27 protein-coding genes and 1 tRNA gene are annotated in these 25285 nt (G+C 37.2%); 15 read left to right on the forward strand and 13 right to left on the reverse strand.

Annotated features, from left to right (window positions below; translation table 11 throughout):
* Positions 1–32: 32 nt before the first annotated feature.
* The 3 genes from BUA97_RS11495 to rimO all read left to right on the forward strand — a co-directional run bounded on the left by BUA97_RS11495 (position 33) and on the right by rimO (position 2992).
* Positions 33–989 carry a sugar transferase gene (locus tag BUA97_RS11495; protein ID WP_245795887.1) on the forward strand — a complete coding sequence of 319 codons (957 nt, stop codon included), beginning with the start codon at positions 33–35 and terminating at the stop codon, positions 987–989.
* A 69-nt stretch (positions 990–1058) separates the two neighbouring features.
* Positions 1059–1604 carry a dTDP-4-dehydrorhamnose 3,5-epimerase gene (gene rfbC, locus BUA97_RS11500; RefSeq protein ID WP_072998135.1) on the forward strand — a complete coding sequence of 182 codons (546 nt, stop codon included), beginning with the start codon at positions 1059–1061 and terminating at the stop codon, positions 1602–1604.
* 86 nt (positions 1605–1690) lie between these two features.
* Positions 1691–2992: a 30S ribosomal protein S12 methylthiotransferase RimO gene (gene rimO / locus BUA97_RS11505; RefSeq protein WP_072998137.1), complete on the forward strand. Its 1302-nt coding sequence runs from the start codon at positions 1691–1693 to the stop codon at positions 2990–2992.
* A 156-nt stretch (positions 2993–3148) separates the two neighbouring features.
* Here the strand turns inward: rimO and BUA97_RS11510 are convergent.
* The 3 genes from BUA97_RS11510 to BUA97_RS11520 all read right to left on the reverse strand — a co-directional run bounded on the left by BUA97_RS11510 (position 3149) and on the right by BUA97_RS11520 (position 6402).
* Positions 3149–3221 (reverse strand) — tRNA-Phe (locus tag BUA97_RS11510).
* A gap of 92 nt (positions 3222–3313) precedes the next feature.
* Complete coding sequence (locus BUA97_RS11515; protein ID WP_072998140.1) at positions 3314–5158, reverse strand: lysophospholipid acyltransferase family protein; 1845 nt, start codon at positions 5156–5158, stop codon at positions 3314–3316.
* 5 nt (positions 5159–5163) lie between these two features.
* Complete coding sequence (locus BUA97_RS11520) at positions 5164–6402, reverse strand: aspartate kinase (RefSeq protein WP_072998143.1); 1239 nt, start codon at positions 6400–6402, stop codon at positions 5164–5166.
* A gap of 237 nt (positions 6403–6639) precedes the next feature.
* On the opposite strand from BUA97_RS11520, the gene fbp reads away from it, so the two are divergent.
* The 5 genes from fbp to groL all read left to right on the forward strand — a co-directional run bounded on the left by fbp (position 6640) and on the right by groL (position 11673).
* On the forward strand, positions 6640–7659 hold the full coding sequence (gene fbp, locus BUA97_RS11525; RefSeq protein WP_072998146.1) for a class 1 fructose-bisphosphatase: 1020 nt from the start codon (positions 6640–6642) through the stop codon (positions 7657–7659).
* Positions 7660–7718: 59 nt separating this feature from the next.
* Positions 7719–8732, forward strand: a complete 1014-nt coding sequence (locus BUA97_RS11530) for an o-succinylbenzoate synthase (RefSeq protein WP_072998149.1) — start codon at positions 7719–7721, stop codon at positions 8730–8732.
* 52 nt (positions 8733–8784) lie between these two features.
* Complete coding sequence (locus BUA97_RS11535; RefSeq protein WP_072998151.1) at positions 8785–9498, forward strand: DUF3108 domain-containing protein; 714 nt, start codon at positions 8785–8787, stop codon at positions 9496–9498.
* A 178-nt stretch (positions 9499–9676) separates the two neighbouring features.
* Positions 9677–9955, forward strand: a complete 279-nt coding sequence (locus BUA97_RS11540; RefSeq protein ID WP_072998155.1) for a co-chaperone GroES — start codon at positions 9677–9679, stop codon at positions 9953–9955.
* Positions 9956–10050: 95 nt separating this feature from the next.
* A complete protein-coding gene (groL, locus tag BUA97_RS11545; protein ID WP_072998157.1) occupies positions 10051–11673 on the forward strand; it encodes a chaperonin GroEL in 1623 nt (540 codons plus the stop codon).
* A 95-nt stretch (positions 11674–11768) separates the two neighbouring features.
* Here the strand turns inward: groL and BUA97_RS11550 are convergent, their stop codons facing one another.
* Entirely contained in the window at positions 11769–12761 is a 993-nt protein-coding gene (locus BUA97_RS11550) for an LLM class flavin-dependent oxidoreductase (protein WP_072998159.1), read from the reverse strand.
* A gap of 161 nt (positions 12762–12922) precedes the next feature.
* Here BUA97_RS11550 and BUA97_RS11555 point away from each other — a divergent pair, with 161 nt between their 5' ends.
* Positions 12923–13636: an MIP family channel protein gene (locus BUA97_RS11555; protein ID WP_072998161.1), complete on the forward strand. Its 714-nt coding sequence runs from the start codon at positions 12923–12925 to the stop codon at positions 13634–13636.
* A gap of 44 nt (positions 13637–13680) precedes the next feature.
* Here the strand turns inward: BUA97_RS11555 and BUA97_RS11560 are convergent, their stop codons facing one another.
* The 7 genes from BUA97_RS11560 to BUA97_RS11590 form a co-directional block, all read right to left on the reverse strand.
* The gene (locus BUA97_RS11560) at positions 13681–14226 is read right to left on the reverse strand and encodes a hypothetical protein (protein ID WP_072998163.1); all 546 of its coding nucleotides are present in this window, start codon (positions 14224–14226) and stop codon (positions 13681–13683) included.
* Between the two features lie 9 nt (positions 14227–14235).
* Positions 14236–14829 (reverse strand): DUF5715 family protein, encoded by a 594-nt coding sequence (locus BUA97_RS11565; protein WP_072998166.1) that lies wholly within the window; start codon positions 14827–14829, stop codon positions 14236–14238.
* 70 nt (positions 14830–14899) lie between these two features.
* Complete coding sequence (locus BUA97_RS11570; RefSeq protein ID WP_072998169.1) at positions 14900–15883, reverse strand: LuxE/PaaK family acyltransferase; 984 nt, start codon at positions 15881–15883, stop codon at positions 14900–14902.
* Positions 15884–15904: 21 nt separating this feature from the next.
* Positions 15905–16669 carry a UDP-2,3-diacylglucosamine diphosphatase gene (locus BUA97_RS11575; protein ID WP_072998172.1) on the reverse strand — a complete coding sequence of 255 codons (765 nt, stop codon included), beginning with the start codon at positions 16667–16669 and terminating at the stop codon, positions 15905–15907.
* Positions 16670–16687: 18 nt separating this feature from the next.
* A complete protein-coding gene (locus BUA97_RS11580) occupies positions 16688–16885 on the reverse strand; it encodes a hypothetical protein (protein ID WP_072998174.1) in 198 nt (65 codons plus the stop codon).
* Positions 16886–16889: 4 nt separating this feature from the next.
* Positions 16890–17510: a DUF3575 domain-containing protein gene (locus BUA97_RS11585; protein ID WP_072998178.1), complete on the reverse strand. Its 621-nt coding sequence runs from the start codon at positions 17508–17510 to the stop codon at positions 16890–16892.
* 2 nt (positions 17511–17512) lie between these two features.
* Positions 17513–18682: a thioredoxin family protein gene (locus BUA97_RS11590; RefSeq protein WP_072998182.1), complete on the reverse strand. Its 1170-nt coding sequence runs from the start codon at positions 18680–18682 to the stop codon at positions 17513–17515.
* Between the two features lie 183 nt (positions 18683–18865).
* Between BUA97_RS11590 and BUA97_RS11595 the strand changes: the two genes are divergently transcribed.
* From BUA97_RS11595 to coaD, 6 genes are all read left to right on the forward strand, one after another.
* Complete coding sequence (locus tag BUA97_RS11595; protein ID WP_072998187.1) at positions 18866–19582, forward strand: DUF3822 family protein; 717 nt, start codon at positions 18866–18868, stop codon at positions 19580–19582.
* A gap of 1 nt (position 19583) precedes the next feature.
* Positions 19584–20024 (forward strand): GNAT family N-acetyltransferase, encoded by a 441-nt coding sequence (locus BUA97_RS11600; protein ID WP_072998190.1) that lies wholly within the window; start codon positions 19584–19586, stop codon positions 20022–20024.
* A gap of 4 nt (positions 20025–20028) precedes the next feature.
* The gene (locus BUA97_RS11605) at positions 20029–20595 is read left to right on the forward strand and encodes an RsmD family RNA methyltransferase (RefSeq protein ID WP_072998193.1); all 567 of its coding nucleotides are present in this window, start codon (positions 20029–20031) and stop codon (positions 20593–20595) included.
* 12 nt (positions 20596–20607) lie between these two features.
* Positions 20608–20979, forward strand: coding sequence for a diacylglycerol kinase (locus tag BUA97_RS11610; protein ID WP_072998197.1), 372 nt, complete (start codon positions 20608–20610; stop codon positions 20977–20979).
* A gap of 84 nt (positions 20980–21063) precedes the next feature.
* Positions 21064–22047 (forward strand): D-alanine--D-alanine ligase, encoded by a 984-nt coding sequence (locus BUA97_RS11615; protein WP_072998200.1) that lies wholly within the window; start codon positions 21064–21066, stop codon positions 22045–22047.
* A 75-nt stretch (positions 22048–22122) separates the two neighbouring features.
* Positions 22123–22593, forward strand: a complete 471-nt coding sequence (gene coaD / locus BUA97_RS11620) for a pantetheine-phosphate adenylyltransferase (RefSeq protein ID WP_072998204.1) — start codon at positions 22123–22125, stop codon at positions 22591–22593.
* Here coaD and BUA97_RS11625 read toward each other — a convergent pair.
* Positions 22590–23255, reverse strand: a complete 666-nt coding sequence (locus BUA97_RS11625) for a response regulator transcription factor (RefSeq protein ID WP_072998208.1) — start codon at positions 23253–23255, stop codon at positions 22590–22592. The two genes, coaD and BUA97_RS11625, sit on opposite strands and share 4 nt — an antisense overlap.
* Positions 23256–23260: 5 nt before the next feature.
* Positions 23261–25210, reverse strand: coding sequence for a tetratricopeptide repeat protein (locus BUA97_RS11630; protein WP_072998212.1), 1950 nt, complete (start codon positions 25208–25210; stop codon positions 23261–23263).
* Between the last annotated feature and the right edge of the window lie 75 nt (positions 25211–25285).

Raw genomic sequence — 25285 nt, forward strand, 5'->3', positions numbered from 1 at the left:
AAACACAGATTAGACATAACACATAGTTTTTTATGAAAATAAAAACTTATCTGAAAGTATCTAATCCAAGGGAAAGGTGTCTCTTTATAAATGTAAGTGATATCTCTTTAAAATTATTTAGAGGTAGAAAACTCAGACAATCATTTAAAGTGATCAGATATAATTCTGAAAAAAACACTAAAAGTATTCTGGAATATGTAGACCGTTTGAATATAAAAACTATTATAATTGAAACCTCAAATCTTAACCATTTGCCGGAAAATCTAACTAATGATATTATTGATGCCAGACTTAGCGGCGTAAAGATTTACGAGGCCCATGAGTTCTATGAAATGGTCAATAAAAGAATCCCTTTGGTAAAGCTGAAAACGAATGAGTATTTGGCCGATGACATATTTTCCATAGGGATGAAACACCAATCAGGACTTTCTTCAAAAAGGATTGTCGATGTGCTTGTGACTTTATTATTGCTGCCATTAGCCATTCCATTGATAGTTTTTGGATGTTTGCTGACAATGTGTACGTCGCCAGGTAAATTATTTTTTGTCCAGGAAAGAGTAGGGCGGAATTCTAAAAATTTCAAAATCTACAAGCTCAGGACTATGAAATCAAAACATAGCGGAGGCTACACCACTTCTAACGACGATAGAATTACTTTCGCCGGAAAATTTCTTAGATTATCAAAAATAGATGAACTGCCGCAGATTTATAACATCCTGAAAGGCGATATGAGCCTGATCGGTCCTAGGCCCGAACGTCCGGAGTTTGTAAAAATATATAATGATGAAAATGCATATTTTGATTTGAGACATATCGTAAAACCAGGAGTGACAGGCTGGGCTCAGGTTCATTTGCCAAAAGCAACTCCAGAAGATAATCTCAAAAAATTGGAATATGATCTTTATTATATTAAAAACTATTCATGGTTAATGGATATCGAAATTATTCTAAAAACAATCAGAATTGTAGTTACAATGAATAGTAATTAAACAATTAAAATTTCAGATTTTAGTAATCAGATGTTTTAATATTAAGATCAGAAAATAAATATGTAATTCATGAAAATAAAAGAAACGCCTCTTAAAGACTGCTATATAGTAGAACCAACCATATTCGAAGACGAAAGAGGTTATTTTTTTGAAAAGTTCAATGAAAAAAGATTTGAAGAACTTACAGGGATGAATGGTCATTTTGTTCAGGATAATATTTCCAAATCAAGCTATGGCGTTTTAAGAGGATTGCATTTGCAAAAAGGAGAGCACGCACAGGCTAAGCTTGTTTCTTGTCTGGAAGGAAAAGTGTTGGATGTTGCAGTGGATCTCCGGAAAGATTCACCAACCTTTGGTCAATGGTTTTCTATAGAACTCACAGAACAAAATAAATTGCAGCTGTACGTTCCCAGAGGTTTTGGGCACGGATTTTCTGTGCTGAGTGAGACTGCTGTTTTTTCATATAAATGTGATAATTTTTATAATAAAGAATCAGAAGGCAGTGTGCTTTGGAATGATACAGACCTGGCTATCGACTGGAAGCTACCGCCACATGACATTATACTTTCTGATAAAGATAAAACCTCACCTGCTTTTAAAGAAAATAATTTTTAGAAAATACATTAGGAATCAAAAATTTGATTCCTTTTTTTATTACTAAATTTGCACTCTTAAATTAATTATCAATAAGCAATTATAAGATGCGTACAAAATCTGTAGGTAAAAAGAAAATCAATGTCGTCACATTAGGCTGCTCCAAGAATGTTTATGACTCAGAAGTTCTCATGGGTCAGCTGGAAGCCAATGGTAAAAAAGTAGTGCATGAAGAGAAAGGTGATGTTGTTGTTATCAATACCTGCGGTTTTATTGATAATGCGAAGGAAGAGAGTATTAATACCATTTTGGAATATGTTGATCTTAAAAATCAGGGTGTCGTAGAAAAAGTCTTTGTGACGGGCTGCCTTTCCGAAAGGTATAAGCCGGATCTGGAAAGGGAAATTCCGGATGTTGATCAATATTTCGGAACCCGTGATCTTCCTATTTTATTAAAGCATCTCGGTGCGGATTATAAACATGAACTGGTCGGGGAAAGACTGACAACAACGCCCAAACATTACGCCTATTTAAAAATCTCCGAAGGCTGCGACCGTCCTTGCTCATTCTGTGCTATCCCCTTGATGAGAGGCGGACACATTTCTACACCCATTGAAAAATTAGTAACAGAAGCCCAGAAATTAGCAAAAAAAGGAGTTAAAGAACTGATACTTATCGCCCAGGATCTGACATTCTACGGACTTGATATTTATAAGAAAAGAGCACTTGGAGAACTTCTTCAGGAATTGATAAAAGTGGAAGGAATCGAGTGGATTCGTCTTCATTATGCCTTTCCTTCAGGCTTCCCGGAAGATGTGCTGGATATTATCAGAACCGAACCAAAGATCTGCAATTATATCGATATACCGCTTCAGCATATCAATACAGAATTGCTGAAAGCAATGAAAAGAGGAACAACTTTTGAAAAAACCAATGCGCTGCTTGATAAATTCCGCGAAAAAGTACCTGATATGGCTATAAGAACGACTCTGATAGTCGGTTTCCCGGGCGAAACGGAAGAAAGATTCGAAGAGCTAAAACAATGGGTAAGAGATCAGAGATTTGATCGTTTAGGCTGTTTTACATATTCACATGAGGAGAATACAACCGCTTTTGTTTTGGAAGATGATATTCTGGATGAGGTTAAACAGAAAAGAGTAGAGGAGGTTATGGAGATCCAGCAGCAGATTTCCTGGGAAAAAAATCAGGAAAAAGTAGGAAAAGTTTTTAAATGCATCTTTGACCGAAAAGAAGGCGATTATTTCGTGGGAAGAACCGAATATGATTCTCCGGATGTGGACAATACAGTTTTAGTGCCGACAAAGGATGTTTATATTTCCATCGGAGAATTTGCAAACGTTAAAATTACATCTGCAGAAGATTATGATCTAATCGGGGAATTGGTCTAAGTTGAATAAGTAAATATCTTTCCGAATAATCCTAAACAGTAGGATCCGATATAAGTGGTGTTTTTTACATCACTTTTTTTATTGGAAAATCAACCCAAATTTCTCTAATTAAAGGATATGAAAAAACCACTTACGTTTGTAAGTGGTTGTTGAAAGTGGTTTCTCCAGGGATCGAACCAGGGACACACGGATTTTCAGTCCGTTGCTCTACCAACTGAGCTAAGAAACCATTACTCTTGTTGTTTTGAGTGGTGCAAAAGTATACTCTTTCTTGTTATAATGCAAATTATTTGATAACTTTTTTTGCTTAAAAAGCCAATATTACTGATTTTCAGAAGATTTTTTTTCCGTCTGCGCTTTGAAGAAATCGCTTAGTTCCTCCAAAACCGGTTTGATCGTATCCTCCGGAAGATCGCTTATCCTGATATACATGAGACCGTCAATAGCATCATTAAAGTTCGGATCCACGTTGAATGCGATCATTTTTGCATTTTGCTTGATGTATTTTTTGATGAGGACGGGCAATCGCAATTCCGGTTCCAGATCATCAATGATTTTGTCCAGTTTGTTGAGATCAGCATCCATATCTTCGAAAAACAAAGCTTTGTCCCGCTCCTTCATCACCACCTTGAATTCATTTTTCGGATGGATATATTGTGCCACCGCCGAATCGTAATAATGCGAACGCATAAACTCTATCATCAGCGATTTTGAAAATTCTGAAAATTTATTACTGATGCTCACACCTCCCATCAGGAACTTGTGACCAGGATTTCTGAGACATACGTGGACAATCCCACGCCAAAGCAAAAACAACGGAAACGGCTTCTGTTGATATTCTACGGATATGTAAGCTCTTCCCATCTCTATCACTTTCCGGAAAAACGGCTGCAATTCCGGATCATACTCGAACAGTGAGCTGGTATAGAATCCATTGATGCCGTATTTTTTCATTACTTCTGCGCCTAACGCCATTCTGTAGGCACCTACAAGCTTTTTATCCGTGTTATCCCAAAGAAACAGATGGTGATAGTGGTTATCATATTCGTCCAGATCAAAAGGCAGGTTTGTACCTTCCCCTATTGCGCGGAAAGTAAGCTCTCTCTGTCGTCCGATTTCCCTCATTATCGAAGGAATCTCGGCAGATGTTGTAAAAAAAACATCATAATCTCCATGAGAAAAAAGCTTTTTGTTTTCTGCATTTTTTAAAGCCTCTATTTCGTTGATAATATCTTCAATCGGTGTTTCATCAATGATGTTCTGAACGATGTTATTCTGTTTCAGAAGCGGGAGTTTAAGAGCCATATTCGGCAGCTTCAGCTTTTCGGTGATGCTTTTTCTTTTTTCATAATAGGACTTCAGCATGTAAACCTTTCTGTAAAGATATTCGCCTAATTCCTCAATTGTTTCCTCTTCTTCCATCTGCTTCACAGAGATAGGCTTCCCGATTCTGATCCGGATAGGCTTATCTCTTTTTTTCATCATTTCTGCAGGCAGCATCATGGTCTGCAAATCCGGATGAAGCTTGGCAACATTATAAAAAATCTGACTGTTGGTGGCATGAAAATACATAGGAATTACCGGAACTTTTGCCTTTTTGATAAGTTTCAGAGCTGTTTTTTCCCACGGCTTGTCAAGAACTTCACCGTATTCGTTATTTTTATTGGAAACCTCGCCTGCCGGAAAAATCCCGATACAGCCGCCTTCCTGCAGATGCTTTAGTGTTTCACGCATTCCCGACGAGCTGTTGTAAGCATCTTTCCGCCCTTCGAACGGGTTGACAGATATTACAAACGGCGCCATCGGTTCAATTTTTGACAGCAGAAAATTCCCCATTACTTTGAAATCTGGGCGGACACGTAATAGTATTTTGCACATCAGGATTCCGTCTAATGCACCCAGCGGATGGTTGGAAACCAGGATAAAAGGACCGATTTTCGGGACTTTGGCAAGATCTTCTTCAAAAACGATATAACTCAGTTCCTGCTCTTTTACAAATTGATCGAAGAAATCTGTACCTTTTGTGTTTTTCAGTTTGTTGTATAGATTATTGACATCATTGATCTTGGCGAGATTCATAATCGCAGACGCTACAGGTTTCTTCAGGAAACCGATCTTGTCCAAGCCCGATGCTTTAATCAAGTCTTCTTTGGATATTAAGCTCATAGTTTTTAAATGGTTACCATTTGGAACGTTTTTTTGGAAATCTGTTCCAATAGTACTTTTTTATCTTTATAAAATTTGTCCAGCGTGTCAATGTTGACATTTCGGACGGTGAATAAAGATACGTTTTTTGTCATTTGTGTGATGAAACTTTGCTGCAATTCTTCATTAAAGTCATTCGCTGTTCCGAATTTATCTTCCAGACATAAAGCTAATGAAATTGCCGAATTCTGCATCAAAGAAACTTTAATTTTATATTTTGCCAGAAGTGTGAATATTAAACTCATATGATCTTCGGCAATGAAAGAAAAATCTCTGGTTTCTACATTCAATAGGGTTTGGTTTTCTTTCAGGATGTAACTTTCTATCAGTTCGTTTTCCTCAGAATTTCCAACTTTAGTTCCCGGCTTTTTCGGTTCAATAAAAGATTTTACATAGAACGGAATGTTTTTTTGTTTCAATGGCTGAAGGGTTTTTGGATGGATCACCGACGCGCCGTAATAAGCCATCTCGATCGCTTCTTCGTAAGAAATAGCTGACAACAATTCCACATTCTCGAATTTTCGCGGATCGCCTGTCATCACGCCCGGAACATCTTTCCAGATGGTCATTTCATCAGCATTCAGACAATAGGCAAAGATCGCAGCGGTATAATCAGAACCTTCTCTTCCCAAGGTAACTGTGAAGTTATTACTTTCGGACCCGATAAAACCTTGTGTTACATAACAATTGATTTTGTCCAGCTTGGCAATATTCTGTTCCGTTTCCTGCCAGTTTACAATTCCTTCCCTGTAATTACTGTCGGTTTTGATGAAGTCTCTTGCATCCAGCCAATGGTTAAAGAATTGAATTTCATTGAGATATTCGCTCAGGATTTTCGAGGAAATCATCTCGCCACTGCTTACAACCTGATCGTAAACGAAATTATAATTAGGCGACTTGTTTCTTCTCAGGAAAGAGTCAATATCATCAAAAAATAAAGAAATCTCACTAAACACAGCGTGATTGTCAGAAAACAAGCCTTTCGCGATCTCTATATGATTTTGTTTGATAGTTTCTATCTCTGCCTGATAATCCTGTTTCTTGAAATAATATTCAACAACTTTTTCCAATGCATTCGTGGTTTTTCCCATAGCAGAAACCACCAGAAGACATTTTTCAAATCCTTGTGTTTCCAAAACCAAGGCTACATTTTTCACACTTTCTGCATCTTTCACAGACGCTCCTCCAAATTTGTAAACTTTCATCAGACTAATTGTTGTTCAGAATATTATTTATTAGATTAAATTAGATTTTTTTTCAATTCAGAATCAAAAATATTAATAATGCCCGAATTATGAAAGGAAGTTTGATATTCCATACGAAAACATTCTTCCCGATGAAACGATATTAATAAAATTTGGATGATTATTATCAATAACCGATAAATTTGTTTCAATAATTCAAAAAAAAAATTAGTTTTGTAAAACCCCAAAATTATAACAATGTCACATCAAGCTTTACAGACTTTAGGAGAATTTATTATCGAGAAACAGGACGATTTCAAATACTCCACAGGAGAACTTTCCAGACTGATCAGCTCCATCAGGATCGCTACTAAAGTCGTAAACAGGGAAGTCAATAAAGCAGGAATTGCGGACATTATCGGAAAAGTCGGGACAGAAAATATACAAGGCGAGGAACAGCAGAAACTGGATGTTTTGGCAAACGATATTTTTATTGCAGCATTATCGCAAAGAGAAGTTGTTTGCGGAATTGCTTCTGAGGAAAGTGATGATTTCATCGAAATTAAATGTACAGAAAATGCGCACCTTAGCAAATATGTTGTTCTGATAGATCCCCTGGACGGTTCATCCAACATCGATGTGAATGTTTCCGTAGGAACGATTTTTTCCATCTACAGAAGAGTGACGCCGCCGGGAAGTCCTGTCGAGCTGAGAGATTTCCTTCAAAAAGGTGTTAACCAGGTTGCTGCAGGTTATGTGGTTTATGGATCTTCGACAATGATTGTTTACACAACAGGAAATGGCGTTAATGGTTTTACACTTGATCCATCCATCGGAACCTACTATCTTTCTCATCAGAATATCAAATTCCCAACTTTCGGGAAAATCTATTCCATCAATGAAGGAAATTATATAAAATTTCCTCAAGGCGTGAAGGATTATATCAAATATTGCCAGGAAGAAGAAGGTGACCGGCCTTATACATCGCGGTATATCGGTTCTCTGGTTTCCGATTTCCACAGGAATATGCTGAAAGGCGGTATTTATATCTATCCTTCTACTTCCCAGTCACCAAACGGAAAGCTTAGATTATTATATGAATGCAATCCGATGGCTTTTTTGGCGGAGCAGGCAGGCGGAAAATGCAGTGATGGTTTTAAAAGGATCATGGAAATCGAGCCGACCGAACTGCATCAGCGTGTGCCATTTTTCTGCGGAAGTGCCGCGATGGTGACCAAAGCGGAAGAGTTTATGGCGAAAGCGGTGGATCATAAGTAATAACAGAACTTTTAATCATACAAAGGCCGATTTTCTCGGTCTTTTCTTATTTTTGTCTAATGAAAACAGCAAAATTCTACCCCTATGTCCTTAATTTTAAACGCCCGAGCGGAACATCAAGAGGCGTTCTCAATACAAAGGAAACTTATTTTATAGAGATATTTGAAGATGGGAAAAAAGGAATTGGAGAGTGTGCTCTGTTCCGGGGTTTGAGTTTTGATGACGATGATGATTATGAAGCTGCATTAGAATGGGCTTGTCAGAATATTAACCTGAGATTAGAGGAATTGCAGGAAGAACTTGTTAATCATCCTTCTATCATTTTTGGAATTGAACAGGCATTGCTTAATCTCGAGCATCAAGGAGATATGTATTTTCCAAGTGATTTTACGGATGGAAAAGGTTCGATTAAAATCAATGGATTGATATGGATGGGCGATGCTGATTATATGCAATCTCAAATTGAGGAAAAATTGGAGAATAATTTCACCTGCATCAAACTGAAGATCGGTGTTGATTGGAATTCTGAAAAAGAGGTTATCAAAACGTTAAGAAAAAAATTTCCGAAGGACAAAATTGAACTTAGGGTGGATGCCAACGGTGCATTTTCTCCGGAACAAACCAAAGTTGTATTGCAGGAATTGTCAGATTTGGACATCCATTCCATTGAACAGCCGATAAAAGCCGGAAACTGGAAAGCCATGGCAGAACTTTGCAAGAACACACCAACTCCGATTGCTTTGGATGAAGAATTAATCGGAGTTTTGAATATCGAATCAAAAAAAGATATTCTCAAAGAAATCACTCCTCAATATATCATTTTGAAACCGGGTTTAATCGGCGGATTTTCCGGTTCGGATGAATGGATAGATCTGGCAGAAAAAAATAATATTGGCTGGTGGATCACTTCTGCTCTTGAAAGTAATATCGGACTGAATGCAATTGCACAGTATACTTATCTCAAAAGAAATCCGATGCCTCAAGGTTTGGGAACTGGTGGATTATTTACCAATAATTTCGAGACGCCTTTGGTTCTGAAAGGTGAAAATCTCTGGTTTGAAAAAATAAAGTAAATTCTCTTGATGTAACTTTATAATATCCTGTACTACTTATTATTAAAAAAATATGAAAACATTCCTTTTCATTTTAATAATTGGTTGTGCTGATTCTTTTTCGGCACAGAACATTCTTTCACCGGCAGATGTGAAGCTGAATTCAAAATACATTCAGGATGAGTCATGGGAAGTAAGTTGGTCAATGGAAAATGCGGGTTCAAAATTTGAAATTGGCAAAGTGATCAATGAGTTTAAGAAGTTAAACAAGAAAGACCTTCTGATAAAAACCACTGTCAAAATGAAACAATCACCCGAAGCCTGGATTGATTCTACCATCGTGAAAATTTCAGATTTCCAGCCGGTTTATCACTCTTCATTCAATTCTATGAGAAATATGTCGATTAGATTTAATAAAAATAAAGCGACCGGATATTACCTCGATAACAAAACTCAGAAAAAAATTATTATTGATGAAGAGACCAATTCTTCTTATTTTGACAGCAACAGCTATCCCGCTTTGATCCGGTTTTTACCTCTTGCAGAAATTTATACAAAGGAAATTTCTATTTTCGATTATAACCCTGCAGCAAAGAAAGGCATTATCAAAGCTTACATAGAAAAGGTAGAAAAAAGCGAATATAATGGTGAAAAAGTCTGGGTAGTGAAAACTACTGATGATATTCAGGATAGAAAAACCGAGAGTATTTATTATATTGATATGAATACTCGGAAGGTTCTGAAGCAGGAAATCAATGCAGGTGGAAGGAAAATGATAATGGAATAAGTAGAAGACATTAGAATAGAGTTTGCCAATTGGTAAACTTTTTTTCTGCCAAAATTTCACATCGACAAATAAATTCTGCCAAATTTAACTTCTATATTCCTTGTTCTGCTTTCCATAGTCTGTTGGCACATTGTTGGAGATCTAGGAATCAGAATAATATTAAAATCAAAATATAATTATGTCAGTAAATTTTAAACCATTAGCAGACAGAGTTTTGGTAGAACCGACTCCAGCTGAAACAAAAACAGCATCAGGAATCATAATTCCGGACACCGCAAAAGAAAAACCACAAGAAGGAACTGTAGTAGCAGTAGGTCCTGGGAAAAAAGATGAACCTACAACTGTAAAAGTGGGTGACAAAGTTCTTTATGGAAAATATTCCGGAACCGAATTAAAATTTGAAGGCAAAGATTATTTAATTGTAAAAGAAGGAGATTTATTAGGAATCATTGGTTAATCGGTAAAAGTAAAATGTATTCATGTAAAATGATTTCATGGATATAAACATTCATTAATACATTGTACAAAGTACATTAATACAAAAAAAATATTATGGCAAAAGAAATAAAATTCGATATTGAATCAAGAGACGCTCTAAAAAGAGGAGTTGATGCATTGGCTAATGCAGTAAAAGTAACTTTAGGACCAAAAGGGAGAAACGTGGTTATCGAAAAATCTTTCGGTGCACCTCATGTAACCAAAGACGGTGTTTCTGTAGCAAAAGAAATCGAACTTGAGGACAGAGTAGAAAATATGGGCGCTCAGATGGTGAAAGAAGTGGCTTCCAAAACCAATGATATCGCTGGTGACGGAACAACTACAGCTACTGTTTTGGCTCAGGCCATCGTGAGAGAAGGTTTGAAAAACGTTGCAGCTGGTGCTAATCCGATGGATCTGAAAAGAGGAATCGATAAGGCGGTAACTGCAGTTGTTGAAAATCTTAAATCCCAATCTCAGACTGTTGGTGACAATAATGATAAAATCAAACAAGTGGCTTCTGTTTCTGCTAATAACGACGAAACTATCGGCTCATTAATCGCTGAAGCATTCGGAAAAGTAGGGAAAGAAGGTGTAATCACTGTTGAAGAAGCGAAAGGTATAGATACTACAGTTGATGTTGTAGAAGGGATGCAGTTTGACAGAGGTTACCAGTCGCCGTATTTCGTAACTAATCCTGAGAAGATGGTTGCGGAATTAGATAATCCATATATTCTTTTGGTGGAGAAAAAAATCTCTTCGATGAAAGAATTATTACCAGTTCTTGAGCCGGTAGCACAAGGCGGAAAATCTTTATTGATTATCTCTGAAGAAGTAGAAGGTGAAGCTTTAGCAACTTTGGTAGTTAATAAATTGAGAGGTTCTCTTAAGATTGCTGCTGTAAAAGCGCCTGGATTTGGTGACAGAAGAAAAGCGATGCTGGAAGATATCGCTATCCTGACTGGCGGACAAGTGATCTCCGAAGAAAGAGGTTTCACTATGGAAAATGCGTCTATCGAAATCCTTGGAACTGCTGAAAAAGTAGTGATTGACAAAGATAATACAACCATCGTAAATGGTGGTGGTGATGAAGCTCAAATCAAAGGGAGAGTAGCTCAGATCAAAGCTCAGATGGAAACTACAACTTCTGATTATGACAAAGAAAAACTTCAGGAAAGACTGGCTAAGTTAGCTGGTGGTGTTGCTGTACTTTATGTAGGTGCTGCTTCTGAAGTGGAAATGAAAGAGAAGAAAGACAGAGTTGATGATGCACTGCATGCAACCAGAGCAGCTGTGGAAGAAGGAATCGTAGCCGGAGGCGGCGTTGCATTGGTAAGAGCAGTTTCTGCCCTTAACTTCGAAGGTGATAATGCTGACGAAACGACAGGTATTAAAATCGTGAAAAGAGCGATCGAAGAGCCATTGAGACAAATTGTTGCTAATGCTGGTGGCGAAGGTTCTGTTATCGTTGCTAAAGTTGCAGAAGGACAAGGCGACTTCGGTTACAATGCTAAATCTGACGAGTATGTTAACATGCTTGAAGCTGGAATCATTGACCCTACCAAGGTAACAAGAGTGGCGCTTGAAAATGCAGCTTCCGTTTCAGGAATGCTTTTAACAACTGAGTGTGTCATCACTGAAGTGAAAAAAGACGAACCTGCAATGCCAATGGGCGGCGGCATGCCGGGAATGATGTAGTCTTCTTAAGCTATATAAATTAATAAAACCGTTCAGATTTTCTGAGCGGTTTTTTATTAAGGAAAACTGAAATCTAAAATAAAATTGATTTTGGATTATAGAGATTTTAAAACTTCCGAAGCAAGTGTGTAAGATTTTAATTTTTTATCAAAATCATAAATATTTCCTGAAACGATAATCTCATCAGGCCGTAACTTTTTTGAAAATTCTCCCAGTTTCTCTTCCAAAGTTTCTTTGTTTCCGACAAAAGTTTTCGAAGCCATTCTGTTAAGATGGATTGAAATTTCATCAGAAATATCCGCAAGCGATGTTTCTTCCGGCGGCAAAAGCGGCTGTCTCTGGTCTGTAAGGATGTTGACAAAGGCCTGAAAATGTGAAGTTGAAAGATAATGTGCTTCATCCACAGATTCTGCTGCAATGATATTGACACAAACCATGACATAAGGTTCATTCAAAAACTCAGAAGGCTGAAAATGATCCCGGTAAATCTCCAGAGCTACGTCCAGTTGTGAAGGCGCAAAATGTGCTGCGAAAGCATAAGGCAGGCCTAATTTTGCGGCCAGAAAAGCAGAATCTGTAGAACTTCCCAAAATGTAAAACGGAACATCAGCACCTTCGCCTGGAATAGCTCTAACTTTGGCTTCAGCATTTTTATGAGACATATATTTCTGAAGCTCTTTGATGTGAAATTCAAAGTTATAATTGGGATTGAAATTATTTCCCCTAAGTGCAGTTGCCGTCAGCATATCTGTTCCAGGTGCCCGTCCCAGGCCAAGGTCTATTCTTCCCGGAAATAATCCGTCCAGAGTTCCAAACTGTTCCGCGACAGATAAAGTAGAGTGGTTGGGCAGCATAATTCCGCCGGATCCAATTCTTAATGTTTTTGTTTGCGAAGCGATGTGTCCTATCAATATGGAAGTTGCTGCACTGGCAACATTCGGGAAATTATGATGTTCGGAAAACCAATATCTTGTAAATCCGAGTTTCTCTGCATGTTGCGCGGACGTTACAGATTTCTGAAATGTTTTATGAATGTCATCTCCTTTAACTATAGTCGCCAAATCGAGAATTGAATATTTTAAAGCCATAATTATAAAAATTTATATAATCCTTCAGCACAAAAAACAAACCATTGAAATATGGCAAAAAATAATTGGAAATATTGTCAGTAATTTTTTGTTTTAAATTATTGATAATCAATTGAAATAATTATTACATTTGTTTTAATAAACTATAAAAAACTTAACAAATGGTATCAACAACTTCAAAATTCGTTGCCGAAATGATCGGGACAATGGTTCTTGTTTTAATGGGCTGCGGAAGTGCGGTTATCGCTGGCTCTGACGGGACCACTGGTGTCGGCCTGCTGGGGATTTCTTTCGCTTTCGGGCTGAGCGTAGTAGCAATGGCATACGCAATCGGACATATTTCCGGATGTCATATCAACCCTGCAATTTCACTGGCAATGGTAGCGGCCGGAAGAATGAAACTGGGAGAAGCCATCTATTTCATCGTTGCACAAATTATTGGAGCCATTGCCGGAGCGGGCATTCTTTATGTCATTTTCACCAATCATCCAGGCGCAGAAATGGGACCTTGGGCTTTGGGATCCAACGGCTGGGGAACCGGCTATCTTGACGAGTATACGACTTTAGCTGCTTTTGTAGCAGAGTTTGTATTCACTTTTATCTTTTTATTGGTCATTCTCGGATCTACTTCTACCAAGAATATTCACGGCGGTTTCGCCGGTCTTGCGATTGGGCTTTCATTGGTTTTAATTCATATCGTTGGTATTAAAATTACAGGCGTCTCCGTAAATCCTGCAAGAAGTATCGGTCCTGCAATTTTTGCCAGAGGAGAAGCGCTTTCACAATTGCCATTATTCATTGCTGCACCAATTCTAGGCGGTGTTTTTGCAGCGTTTGTTTACAACTTATTGATTGAGAAAAAGGAAACTGTGTAGATTGGTTCATCAGAAATAATTAACTCCTGTCACTTTGACAGGAGTTATTTTTTGTTATTGATTTCATAGAAATTTTTAAAGATCAGCTCTTCTTTTTTGCCTTTCAGTTCAAATTTTTTGATGAGGAGATTTCTGGCAAGATTTCTTAGGAAATAATCCTTATCACAGAGCTTCCAGTAAGAATCCTCATGGATCATCTTTGGCTCACGAACTTTATAAAATGTGGTTTCCCAGTTATCCTCGTCATGGTAAAACTCGATGATGCCACAATGTTGGGGAATATCCTGATGATCGATCATTCCCATTGGCAAAAGAAAGCTGAAAGCGTTACAGATATAATCGCCACAGCCGATCTTGTCATGTTTCAGGAATTTTTCTCCTGATTTCCGGTTGGTGTAGAATTTTTTGAAATCGTTTTTGAAATCAGATTTGGAGAGTTTGATTTCAATTTCGTGGCTGATGCCTGAGTTATTAATCAACAAAATATCTGCTTCCCAGTCCGAATGAAAAAAATTGGTCAGGACAATTTCCTTATCAAAATCACAATTGGTATTGACAAAATTATGAACCAGCTCTTCGATTTTCAGCATATATTTAACTTAATAATTCCTGACAGTAATGTGATAACAGCTTTGCTGTTTCTCTTTGATATAAAATATTTTCCCGAGGTTTTTATATTGCAGAAGTATCTTTTCAAGTTCTTTTTCCAGCTTGGCATTGACTTTCAGTTTGTGGTCAAAACGGACGTAAGATATATCGAAAGCCGTCCCGTAGTTGTGAGAACTGATTCCCAGAGATGCATTAGAGTTTACCTTTCTGAGCCTGCATTGATCTTCCAAAGTCCTTGTAACAGAAGAAACCACGAAAAAACTTTTTGTTTCCGAGGCAAAGGAATTTGCCATTTTTTCCAGCGTTGCTCTGGATTTTTTAACCAGGTAAGGCCTGCTGTATTCCAAAGTCTGTAGCCGGTAACCTCTGGATTTTTTTTTGACTTTGACCAATTTTCCTTTGGCAATATACTTGTCGATTGTCTTTGTGTTTTCAAGAATATTGATTCCGAAATTCTGTGATGCCAAGAGATGCGGCTTGTATAATTCGGTTGGCTCAACTTTCAGAACCGTTTTCAGATCATAGCAATTCTGAGATTTAAACAGCGAAAATAACAAGAAGAAAAACAACGGTAAAAACCTCATCCAATTAACATTAAAATTGAGACCATAATAAATCAGCTGTGTTTTTAAAATTAAATTTAATAATAAAAAATCAGGAAACCAAAAGACTGCATCCGCGGATATCGGAATGATCTATTCTCCCTAAGACCTGAAACGTATCACCCTGAATCTTACCCAGATCCTGCGTCGCAATAAATGAGCAAGAGTGTCTGTTGGCTAAATCTATAATATTAACGGCACCAGTTGTTCCATCTTCTACATATGAAAAGGGATCCTCGGTATTTCTGATCAATATCCGCATCCAGGATGGGCTTTTGTATTTATTTTCTCCAAGAGAATAAGCCTGGGAAAGCAGTTCTGTCATGGAATATTCCGAATAGATTCTCCGGGTTTTAAAACCTTCCTGAAAGATTTTCAACAGCTCATCTTTGGTCATTTCTTCCTTTCTTCCCTTCATCCCGCCAGTTTCTATGACAGTTAGAGAATCTGAAAACTGAAGGGTCTGTGAGGTTGAATTACTGAAATCCAAAAAATCAAGCAAAGCAAATGAAACACCAAACAAGATTACTTTTTTATCCTTCAAAGTATTGAGCAGATCAATAAGTTCCTGATGATCATATAGAAAATAACCGTTTTCTTTGTGGTCCGACCTTTTCATCAGGTAATCAACCATATAGATCAGAGATGAATGCGAATTCTCGGAATAATTTGGTAATAAACCTAGGAAAATATAGTCTTCCGGCTTACCGATAAATTGCTCAAAACTTTTGTAAATACTCGTCTCGTAAAGCGAAAAATCTGCGATATAATGCCTGGAACGGTTCATCTGTGTTGTTCCGGAACTCTGAAAATAATGTTCTGTCGAAAAATTTTTATCTAAAATCTTATGATTCTTGAACATCTCGATCGGCAGAAAAGGAATATCCTCAACACGAGTAACCCAGGATAAATCAATGTTAAGATAATCGACAAATCTCCTGTAAATTTCCAGATTATCATACTGATAATGGAATGTCTCCAGACAAGCCAGCCGGAAATTTTCTGTTGTTGTGATGTCAAAAATATTCTGCTTCATTTATCAATTCAATCTTTGAATTTAATCTTCAAATTTTTTCAGTTCAAATTGTTCTCCGTCAAAAACGCCATAAGTAAAATAAGAGATCCAGTCTCCAAGATTGATGTATTTTGAATCTGCTCCCAGATCAAAAATCAGAGGCAAATGACGGTGTCCAAAAACAAAATAATCGATTTTCTCTGTTTCCAGTTTCTTTTTGGAATATTGAATCAAAAACTCCTTGTCCTCACCCAAAAACTTCTGATCTTCCTCACCGGAAATCAATTTATTCTTCTGTGACATATAGTTGGCGATGCGCATCGCAATATCCGGATGCAGCCATCTGAAAGCCCACTGAGCAAGAGGATTTGTGAATAGTTTTTTCATTCTCTTGTAACCTTTGTCACCAGGCCCAAGTCCGTCTCCGTGTGCAAGAAGAAACTTTTTAGCATTAATTTCGTAATATCGTTTTTCAAAAAAAACAGGAATACCCAGTTCTTCTTCGAAATAATTTTTCATCCACAGATCGTGATTGCCTACAAAGAAATAGATAGCGATGCCAGAATCTTTCAATTCGGCAATTTTTCCTAAAACCCTGATATAACCTTTCGGAACTACATATTTCCACTCATGCCAGAAATCGAAAAGATCACCCATGAGAAAAAGAACCTGTCCGTCATTCCTGATCTGATCCAGCCAACGGATGAACCGCTCCTCTCTTTTCCTGCTTTCGGCAATATCTGAACCGCCAAAATGCTGGTCGGAAGCGAAGTATACTTTCTTTCCAGGATCTAATCCAATTTTCATAAGCTATTCTGAAATTAATTAATCAAAATCAGGATGATTATTGTTCTTATCTCTTTTATAAAACCACAATCCTATCCCTAAACCCACAACTGCAGCAAATGCGGTCAGTAAAGCACGGGACAATTTATCCGGCGTATCACTTCCCAGATAATTCATCAGAAAGATAATCACAAAAGTAAGGACTCCGAAAACGATATATTTTGGTTTGAAGTTCATGATATTAAAGTTTATAAGAAATCATTAAACCACCTTTGTAAGGAAGTAATTCTCCACTTCTGTTCGTTCCTCTTCCCATGGAATCACCTTCCGTATCGTAGCGGTCGCCACTCAGCTTGTCATATCCTTTGTAAAAACTTTGCATTGTTCCTATCCCAAGATATAAATCAAGATTCCACCGGTCAGCCAAAGTAAACTGGTAGCCGGCAATTCCGCCAATCATGAATGAATAACCTCTCTGATAAAGATTCGAATTGATATAAGGAGTCACTTCACCGTTTTTATGGACATAAAATTCGTCATTCCAATATCCCCATTTTTGTATGTTAAATCTGGCTAATGAAAGATCAACTCCAACATAGAATTTTTTAAATGCTTCACTGAAATAATACCGTCCGTTGAAGCCCAGCATGTAAACCTGGGCATGTTTTCCTGCAAAAGATTTCCAAGGGGAAACAAACAAATCGGCCTGCCCTGTAATATGTTCAGAGAACCCATGTTCAACTCCCACATTCAGCATACCAACAGGCAGAAAAAGAGCATTGGCTTTGATATAGGTTTCATTGTTCTGAGCAAGGCTGAAAGCTGCAATGCATACAAGACTTAGTATTAAAAATTTTTTCATCGTTATTTTTTGTTCAGGATTTCGTTCATTTTTGCAGCATCTTTATTTTCTTCTTTTGCGAAGTTAGCTGCCATTCCCGCAAACATTTTAGCTTCTTCTTTCTTTCCCAATTTATCATACAATAATGCCAGAATACTAGTAGAATCAAAATTTTCCTGAGACATCACTACTTTTTCAGTCCATCTTGCCGCAGCCTGAAGTGCTTTTTTATCCGTTGATTTTTCCGCAAATGTTCCTGCAACAGCCAACAATTCCGAATTATTAAACTCGTCTGTATTATTGTAATACTCCAAAGCTGTTTTTTCGTAAGCCGGAAAATTATCGTGGACAGAATAGTAATTAAGTTTGTAAATCCCAAGATTTTTTACAAGTTCTTCTTTAGGGAACAGTTTTTCTCCTTCTTTAAGGATTTTTGTATCGTCAATGGTTTTTGTTTTTTCATCTGTTGCAGTAGTTACCAGCTTCATCAGCTTGAGATAATTGTCGAACTGCGTATAATTATTCTCAGAAAGAATCTCTGTAATGGAAGCTTTGTTAGCCAAAAAAACTTTATAATTGGCATCATCTACAGACTGGGTAAAATTGAGGAGAGCATTGACTTCTTCTCCGGAAAATGTTTTGTCTTTTTTATTGGCAAAATATTTTTCAGAAGCTTTTTTTGCCAGAACCGGATCCTTGCCAGCGTAAAGATTAATAAAATTCAACAGACCTGCCTGATCCAGTTTACCTTTCAGAAATTCCTCTTTCAGGTTGGTATTTATCAGCTGAGGATTATTGTTTTTCTGTCCCAGTTCTAAAAATTCTTTGGACTGAATATAGCCTAACTCCTTTCCTACAACTTCGCCTTCACCGTTAAGGAAAAGAAAAGTAGGATAGCTTCTTACGCCATATTTCATCGCAAGGTCTCTGCCTTCGCCTTTTTCCATATCAACTCTTGTGTTGATGAAATTTTTATTATAAAAATCAGCAACATTTTTATCTGTGAACACGTTTTTCTCCATCAGTTTACACGGTCCGCACCAGGATGCGTATGCATCCATAAAAACAAGCTTCTTCTCAGCCTTAGCTTTTGCCAGAACTGCTGCAAAATTAGAATCTTCAAATTTGATGGACTGCTGAGAAAAGCTGAATTGAAAAATAAATAATAAAAAGAAAAATGTTATTTTTTTCATCCTAAAAATAAATCGAATTATCTTGCGAAGATAATTATAATATAAGAATTGACCGAATCCGAAAGTTTTAATTTTTTAACTTTGCAAATCTCCAAACCTGGCTTTTGGATGAAGATCAAAACATAAAAACTCCGGATTGTACTGTTACAACTGGACTTTTCACACATTTATTGATATCAAGACATGAGGAAATTATCCTTGCTTTTCACAAAAGACGGCCTGCAATGGCAGGTTTCTAAATCCAAAAAAGTTTTGGAAGAAAAGATCTTTCTGAAAGATGAAGAAAGCCCGGAAAATCTGATTTCCGAGAAGTTGAATGAAGTTCTGGCTTCGGAAAAATTCTCAGAGATATCGGTGATTTCTGCATTCAATCATTTTTCGGTTGTGGAAGAAGGTTTTGATCAGCATGATCTGGGTTATGAACTGATTGCTTATAACTCTGATGTCAAAAAAGATGCGGAAGAGCTGATGCTTTCTGTGAATAAAAAATTCGGGATTCAGTTTTATTACAGCTTTCCGAAGGATTTTTATCTGAAAATAAAACAACTGGAGATCCCTGTGCATTTTAATTTTTCCGGTGAAAAGTTCCTGAATTCCCTGAATGTAAAAAACAGGAAAGAGATCCATGTGAATCTTTATCATCAGCAGGCAGAATTTTTCGCCATCGAGAATAAAAAAGTCATCCTTTATAATAATCTGGATGCAGCTTCGGAAGTCGATTTTCTATATTTCATCATGTTTACACTGAGTAAAATAGATTTTGGAATTTCAGAAACCAATTTTTATATTTATGGAGAAACCACCGAAAACGAAACTTTCATTTCGGAAATGCAAAAATTTGTTCCGAATCTGAAAATAGTTTTCGATAATCTTCATAAGAAGAATTTTGTCCTGAATTAAAATGAGCTTCAAAATTGTTGAATATAAAGATTCTTATAAAGCCGAAATTCTCTCTGTTTGGGAAAATTCTGTAAAAGCAACACACCAATTTTTGCTTGAGTCCGATTTTGAAGATTACAAAAATATGCTTCAGAATTTTGACTTCAAAAATCTGGATGTATTCTGTTTGAAAAATAATGACAGAATTGTTGGCTTTATCGGCCTGCATTCAGAAAAGATAGAAATGCTTTTCCTTAAATCCGATTGCATCGGAAAAGGACTTGGCAGACAATTAACCGATTTTGCATTTGAAAATTTCAAGGTCAACTATGTTGATGTGAATGAGCAAAATCAAAAAGCAACAGAATTCTATAGAAAATTAGGATTTGAAAGCTTTGAACGAACCGGGAAAGACGATATGGGAAAATCTTATCCAATTCTCAAAATGAAACTTAAAAAATAATAAAATGTTCAGAATCATAGCCGGAAAATGGAAAGCAAAAAGAATTGCTGCTCCTAAAAACTTTGATGTAAGACCAACGACTGACTTCGCCAAAGAAGCGCTTTTCAGTATGATCGAAAACCGTTTTGATCTGGAATTCTGTTCTGTGCTGGATCTGTTTGCAGGTATTGGTTCTATCACTTTGGAGTTGGCTTCGCGCGATTGTAATGACATTACTTCCGTGGAACTGAATCCGAAACATGCCGGCTTCATCAGCACCACTGCCAATGAACTGGATATGGGACTGCAGGTGAATGTCCAGAGAGCAGACGTTTTCGATTGGCTTAAAAGAAAAAGGAATCACGAAAAAAAATATGACATTATTTTCGCAGATGCACCTTTTGAAACGGACGAAAAAAAATATAACGAACTGATTGATCTGGTCTTAAAGAATGAATTACTGAAACCCAACGGCATCTTTATCCTGGAACATCAAAGCAAACAAAAATACCAGCATCCTAACCTGAAAGACAGCAGGAAATACGGAAATATCAATTTTTCTTTCTTCGAAAGTGAGCCAATTTCTGAATAACTGATCAGCAAAATGAAAAAACCGCCATTTCATAATAGCGTCCATTTCACAATCAAAGGACTGATGTGGATCCTGAGAAACGAACGCAATTTCCAGTTCCATATTTTTGGATTGATTATCAATCTTTTTCTGATTGTTTTCCTCGGGCTTTCCAATACCGAAACTGCTCTGATTATCCTTTGCTGCTTTTTTGTTTTGACGACCGAAGCCGTGAATACCTGCATCGAAAAGATCTGCGACCACATCCAGCCGGAATTTGACATCAATATCGGCATCATCAAAGATCTGGCAGGTGGTGCGGTTTTACTTTCCGTAATTGTTTCTCTCTTCGTTGGTATTCTGGTTTATTGGCCTTATCTGAATCAGAAAATCTCTGAATTTTAGGATTAATTATAATTTTCAAATATTTTCAGATTTAATCCGTATTTTTTTATAAAATCTTTACATTTGTTTTCAAGAAAATTTGGAATGGGTAAAAAAAACATAGCCGTTGTAATGGGCGGTTATTCTGACGAATATAAGGTTTCTCTCAAAAGCGGGCAGTTGATTTTTGACTCACTGGATCGTGACGTTTATAATGTTTACAAGGTAGTGATCCTGAAAAACGAATGGTATTTTCTGGATGAAAATGATAACAAAAAACCAATCAACAAAGGAGACTTTTCAGCAGAGACAGGAAACGGAGACAGACTGAAATTCGATGCCTGTTTCAATATCATCCACGGAACACCCGGCGAAAACGGAATTATGCAGGCTTACTGGGATGCTGTCGGGCAAAAATATACAGGCTGTGATTTCTACCAGAGCGCATTGACGTTCAATAAAAAAGATACGCTGGCCGTTCTCTCAAAATACGGAATTCCTTCTGCGAAAAGTATTTACCTAAGAAAAGGCGAAGACATCTCTGATGAAGAAATTACAGAAAAATTGGGACTTCCGGTTTTCGTAAAGCCAAATCAAAGTGGCTCTTCTCTCGGAATTTCCAAAGTAAAGGAAAAAAGCGAATTGAAAACTGCCATTGAAATTGCTTATAAAGAAGACAACGAAATCTTAATCGAAAGTGCCTTGTTCGGGATGGAAGTTTCTGTTGGTGTTTTAGACTATAAGGGCGAAGTAATTGTTCTTGGAATTACAGAAATCGTTCCTGATAAAGAATTCTTCGATTATGAGGCCAAGTATGAGGGCGCTTCTCAGGAAATTACACCTGCAAGAATTGATGAAGACACCAGAAAAAAAGTAGAAGAGATTTCTATTAAAGCTTACAAATCGCTTGGAATGAGCGGATTCTCCCGTTCAGAATTCATTATTGTTGACGGGATTCCGCATTTATTGGAGATGAATACCAATCCTGGTTTTTCACCGGCAAGTATTCTTCCTCAGCAGGCAAAAATTTATGGAATTTCTATCAAAGACCTTTGCGGAAACGAAGTAGAAAAAGCACTTAATAAATAATTATAAATGATAACATTTTAGATTTTTAATTATCTGAGAGAAATCTAAATTTCTGAATCTAAATTTAAAACTTCTATGAAAATTGCTGTTTTCCCGGGCTCGTTTGACCCCATTACGCTTGGTCATTTTGATATTGTAGAACGTGCTGTTCCGCTGTTTGACAAGATTATCATTGCCATCGGAAAAAACTCCCAGAAAAAGTACATGTTCTCTCTGGAACAGCGTAAAGAATTTATCAGAAAAACTTTTGAAAAATTCCCCAATGTAGAAGTTGATGATTTTGAAGGTCTTACAATTGATTACTGTAAAAGTAAAAATGTAAATTTCATATTAAGAGGACTTCGAAATCCGGCTGATTTTGAATTTGAAAAATCTATTGCTCAGACCAACAGGGCTATGACAAGAGACAATACTATAGAAACGATTTTTTTGCTGACCTCATCCGGAAAATCTTATATCAGCAGCAGCATCGTGAGAGAGATAATATCTTTCGGCGGCAATTATGAAATAATGGTTCCTGATGCCGTGCGCGTCGGGAAGAATTAGTCAAAAGTTACCAAACCTTCATTGATCGCATATTTTATCAGACCGACAATCGTTTTCGTTTTTGTTTTGATAAAGATATTGCGTCGGTGCGCTTCTACCGTCCGCTCACTGATAAACAGTTTTTCACCGATCTTCTCGTTGCTGTATTCCTTTGTTATAAGCTTCAAAACCTCCAGTTCCCTTGCAGAAAGAACAGGCTTATTTTCTTCTTTGGAATCCATGAGTTCATCCGGACTCATCAGATTATCCATAATAATATTCTGGGCACTTGCACTCAGATATTTTCCGTTGTGATGAACGGTTTTCAGCGCATCGATCACCTCATGCATATTGGTTTTTTTCAGTACATATCCGGATGCGCCGGCTTTTATCATTTTGGATATGACGGCAATATCGTCGTGCATCGTGAGCGCAATCACTTTGATCTTGGGAAAAAGTTCTTTTATTTTTTTGGTGATCTCGATCCCGGAAGAATCCGGCATATTGATGTCCATCAGGACAACATCGATCTGGTGATTATCCAGAAAAGTTAATGTTTCCTGCATCGATGTTGCTCCGGCTACAAATGAAATACTTTCTTCGTCTTCGAGAAGGGATTTCAGACCTTCTATCATTAGTTGGTGGTCATCAACAATCAAGACCCGCATTTTGTCACTCAACATAATTTTTATTCGATTGGGATTAGAATACTTATAATTGTTCCTCTGTTCATTTTAGAATCTATATCGATGGTTCCGTTCAGATTCTCGATCCATGATCTGATGTGCGACAATCCGAAACTGGACTTATCTTTCAGGGATTCCGGGTCAAAGCCTTTTCCATTATCTTCTGCCATCAGTGTGATCTGGTTATTATCCTGGGCAATCTGGATAAAAAGCTCTGTGGCCTCAGCATGCTTTATCGTATTGTTTACAATCTCCTGTAAAGTGCGGTAAAGCACATTTTCTATAAGATCATCCAGTTTATGATTGAGCCCGAAGGTGTCGAAACTCATTTTCAGTTTATTGCTCTGATTGACCTTGTCAGAGATATTTTTCAAAGTCCCTTTCAGACCCTGCTCGGACAAAAGCGAAGGTGCAAGATTATGCGAGATGGTTCGGACTTCATCAAAAGCATCATCAATACTTTCCATGAGAGAAGTCAGGAGCTCGTTCTTTTTTTCCTCGGTGATGTCTTTCCTCTTCTGGAGCACACTCGCATTGAGTCCGGCCAGCGAAAGCAAATAACCGAGACTGTCATGCAACTCGCGTCCGATTCTTTTCCTTTCCTGGATTTCCGCTTCCAGCGCAGCATTTGATTTCTTTTTTGTCAGCTCAATAATCGTTTCCTGAAGCCTGACTTTTTGTTTGTTCTGATGGTTCCTGTACAAAAGATATAATCCACCAAAAATCATCAGAAATATTATTGATAAAAATAACAGCCAGATATTTTTATTGCTGATTGCCAGTTCTTTTTTCTCTAATTCCAATTGCTGCATTTTATTCAGCTGATTCAGGTAGTCCACTTCCACATCATATATCTGGTTGACGACCGTATTGTTATTGAGTTCTTCTTTCACCTTTACATGGTTCTGATACTCTTTCAGGCTGGCCCGGAAATCGCCTTTCTTTTCATATATGCTGGATAGAAGCTGATGTGCATCGGCTTTCAGCGACTGACTTTTTTTGTCAATGGAAACCCGCATCACATCGTTGGCATATTGTAAAGCCTCTTCAACTCTATTCTGGCCTAAAAGAACTCTGGAAATACCGACCTCAGAAACCGCAAGCAAATGGATAAGATTGGCTTTTTCTGCAATATTGATACTTTTGGTGTAAGTTTCATATGCTTTATCGAGTTTATTCTCCGTTAGGAACATGTTGCCCATGATCTGATATGACACACAGGTTCCATAAATATTTTTTGTCTTTTCTGATAGATAAATAGAGCGCTTCAGATTTTCCAGTCCCAGTTTCATCTGTTTTTTTGTAAAATTGCAGATGGCAATATTATTAAGAATGGTTGATGCCAGAATGGTGTCTTTATTAGCATTGCTGGAATGGAGTGCTTTCTGGAAATAACCAAGTGCTTTTTCCTGATGATTGAGGTTGAGATAAGTCAATCCGATGTTGTTCAGTGTTCCTGTTTTTTTCTGCTGATTGCCAGCCAGATCGTAGTTTTCCAACGCTTTTATAAAGTAAATATAAGCAGAACGGTAATTGCCAAATTCATTATAAATCGTTCCCAGATTATTGTTCAGATTGGCGATCTCAAAATAAAAATTGATTTTCTCTGCCAGCTCCAGAGATTGTTTATAATATTTTATAGCTTCGGAATAATTGGTTTCGAACGCATAAGACGATCCAATATATTTCAGACAGATAATTCTTGATTTTTTATCATCAGCAGAGACTGATTTCAGAATTTTATTTGATTTTTCCCTGGCAAGAGAAGGATTTTCGTAGACCAGTTTATGAATTTCTTCGAACTGATTTTTAAATGGTTCCGAAACATACACATCCTCATTTTTATCTGATGAATGACAGGACATAAAACAGATCAGTATAAAAAACAGAATGACCGTAAAAGAGAAATATCCCTGACTCATCCGTGTTCTATATGTGCTCGCTTTTTTCATTTTCTGTATTAGCTCATACAAATATGAGGTTTAATCCTGAAATTTATTTCATTTTCCAGCATTTGGTATTCAAAA

The organism is Epilithonimonas mollis (assembly GCF_900142325.1).
Classification (GTDB): Bacteria; Bacteroidota; Bacteroidia; order Flavobacteriales; family Weeksellaceae; genus Epilithonimonas; species Epilithonimonas mollis.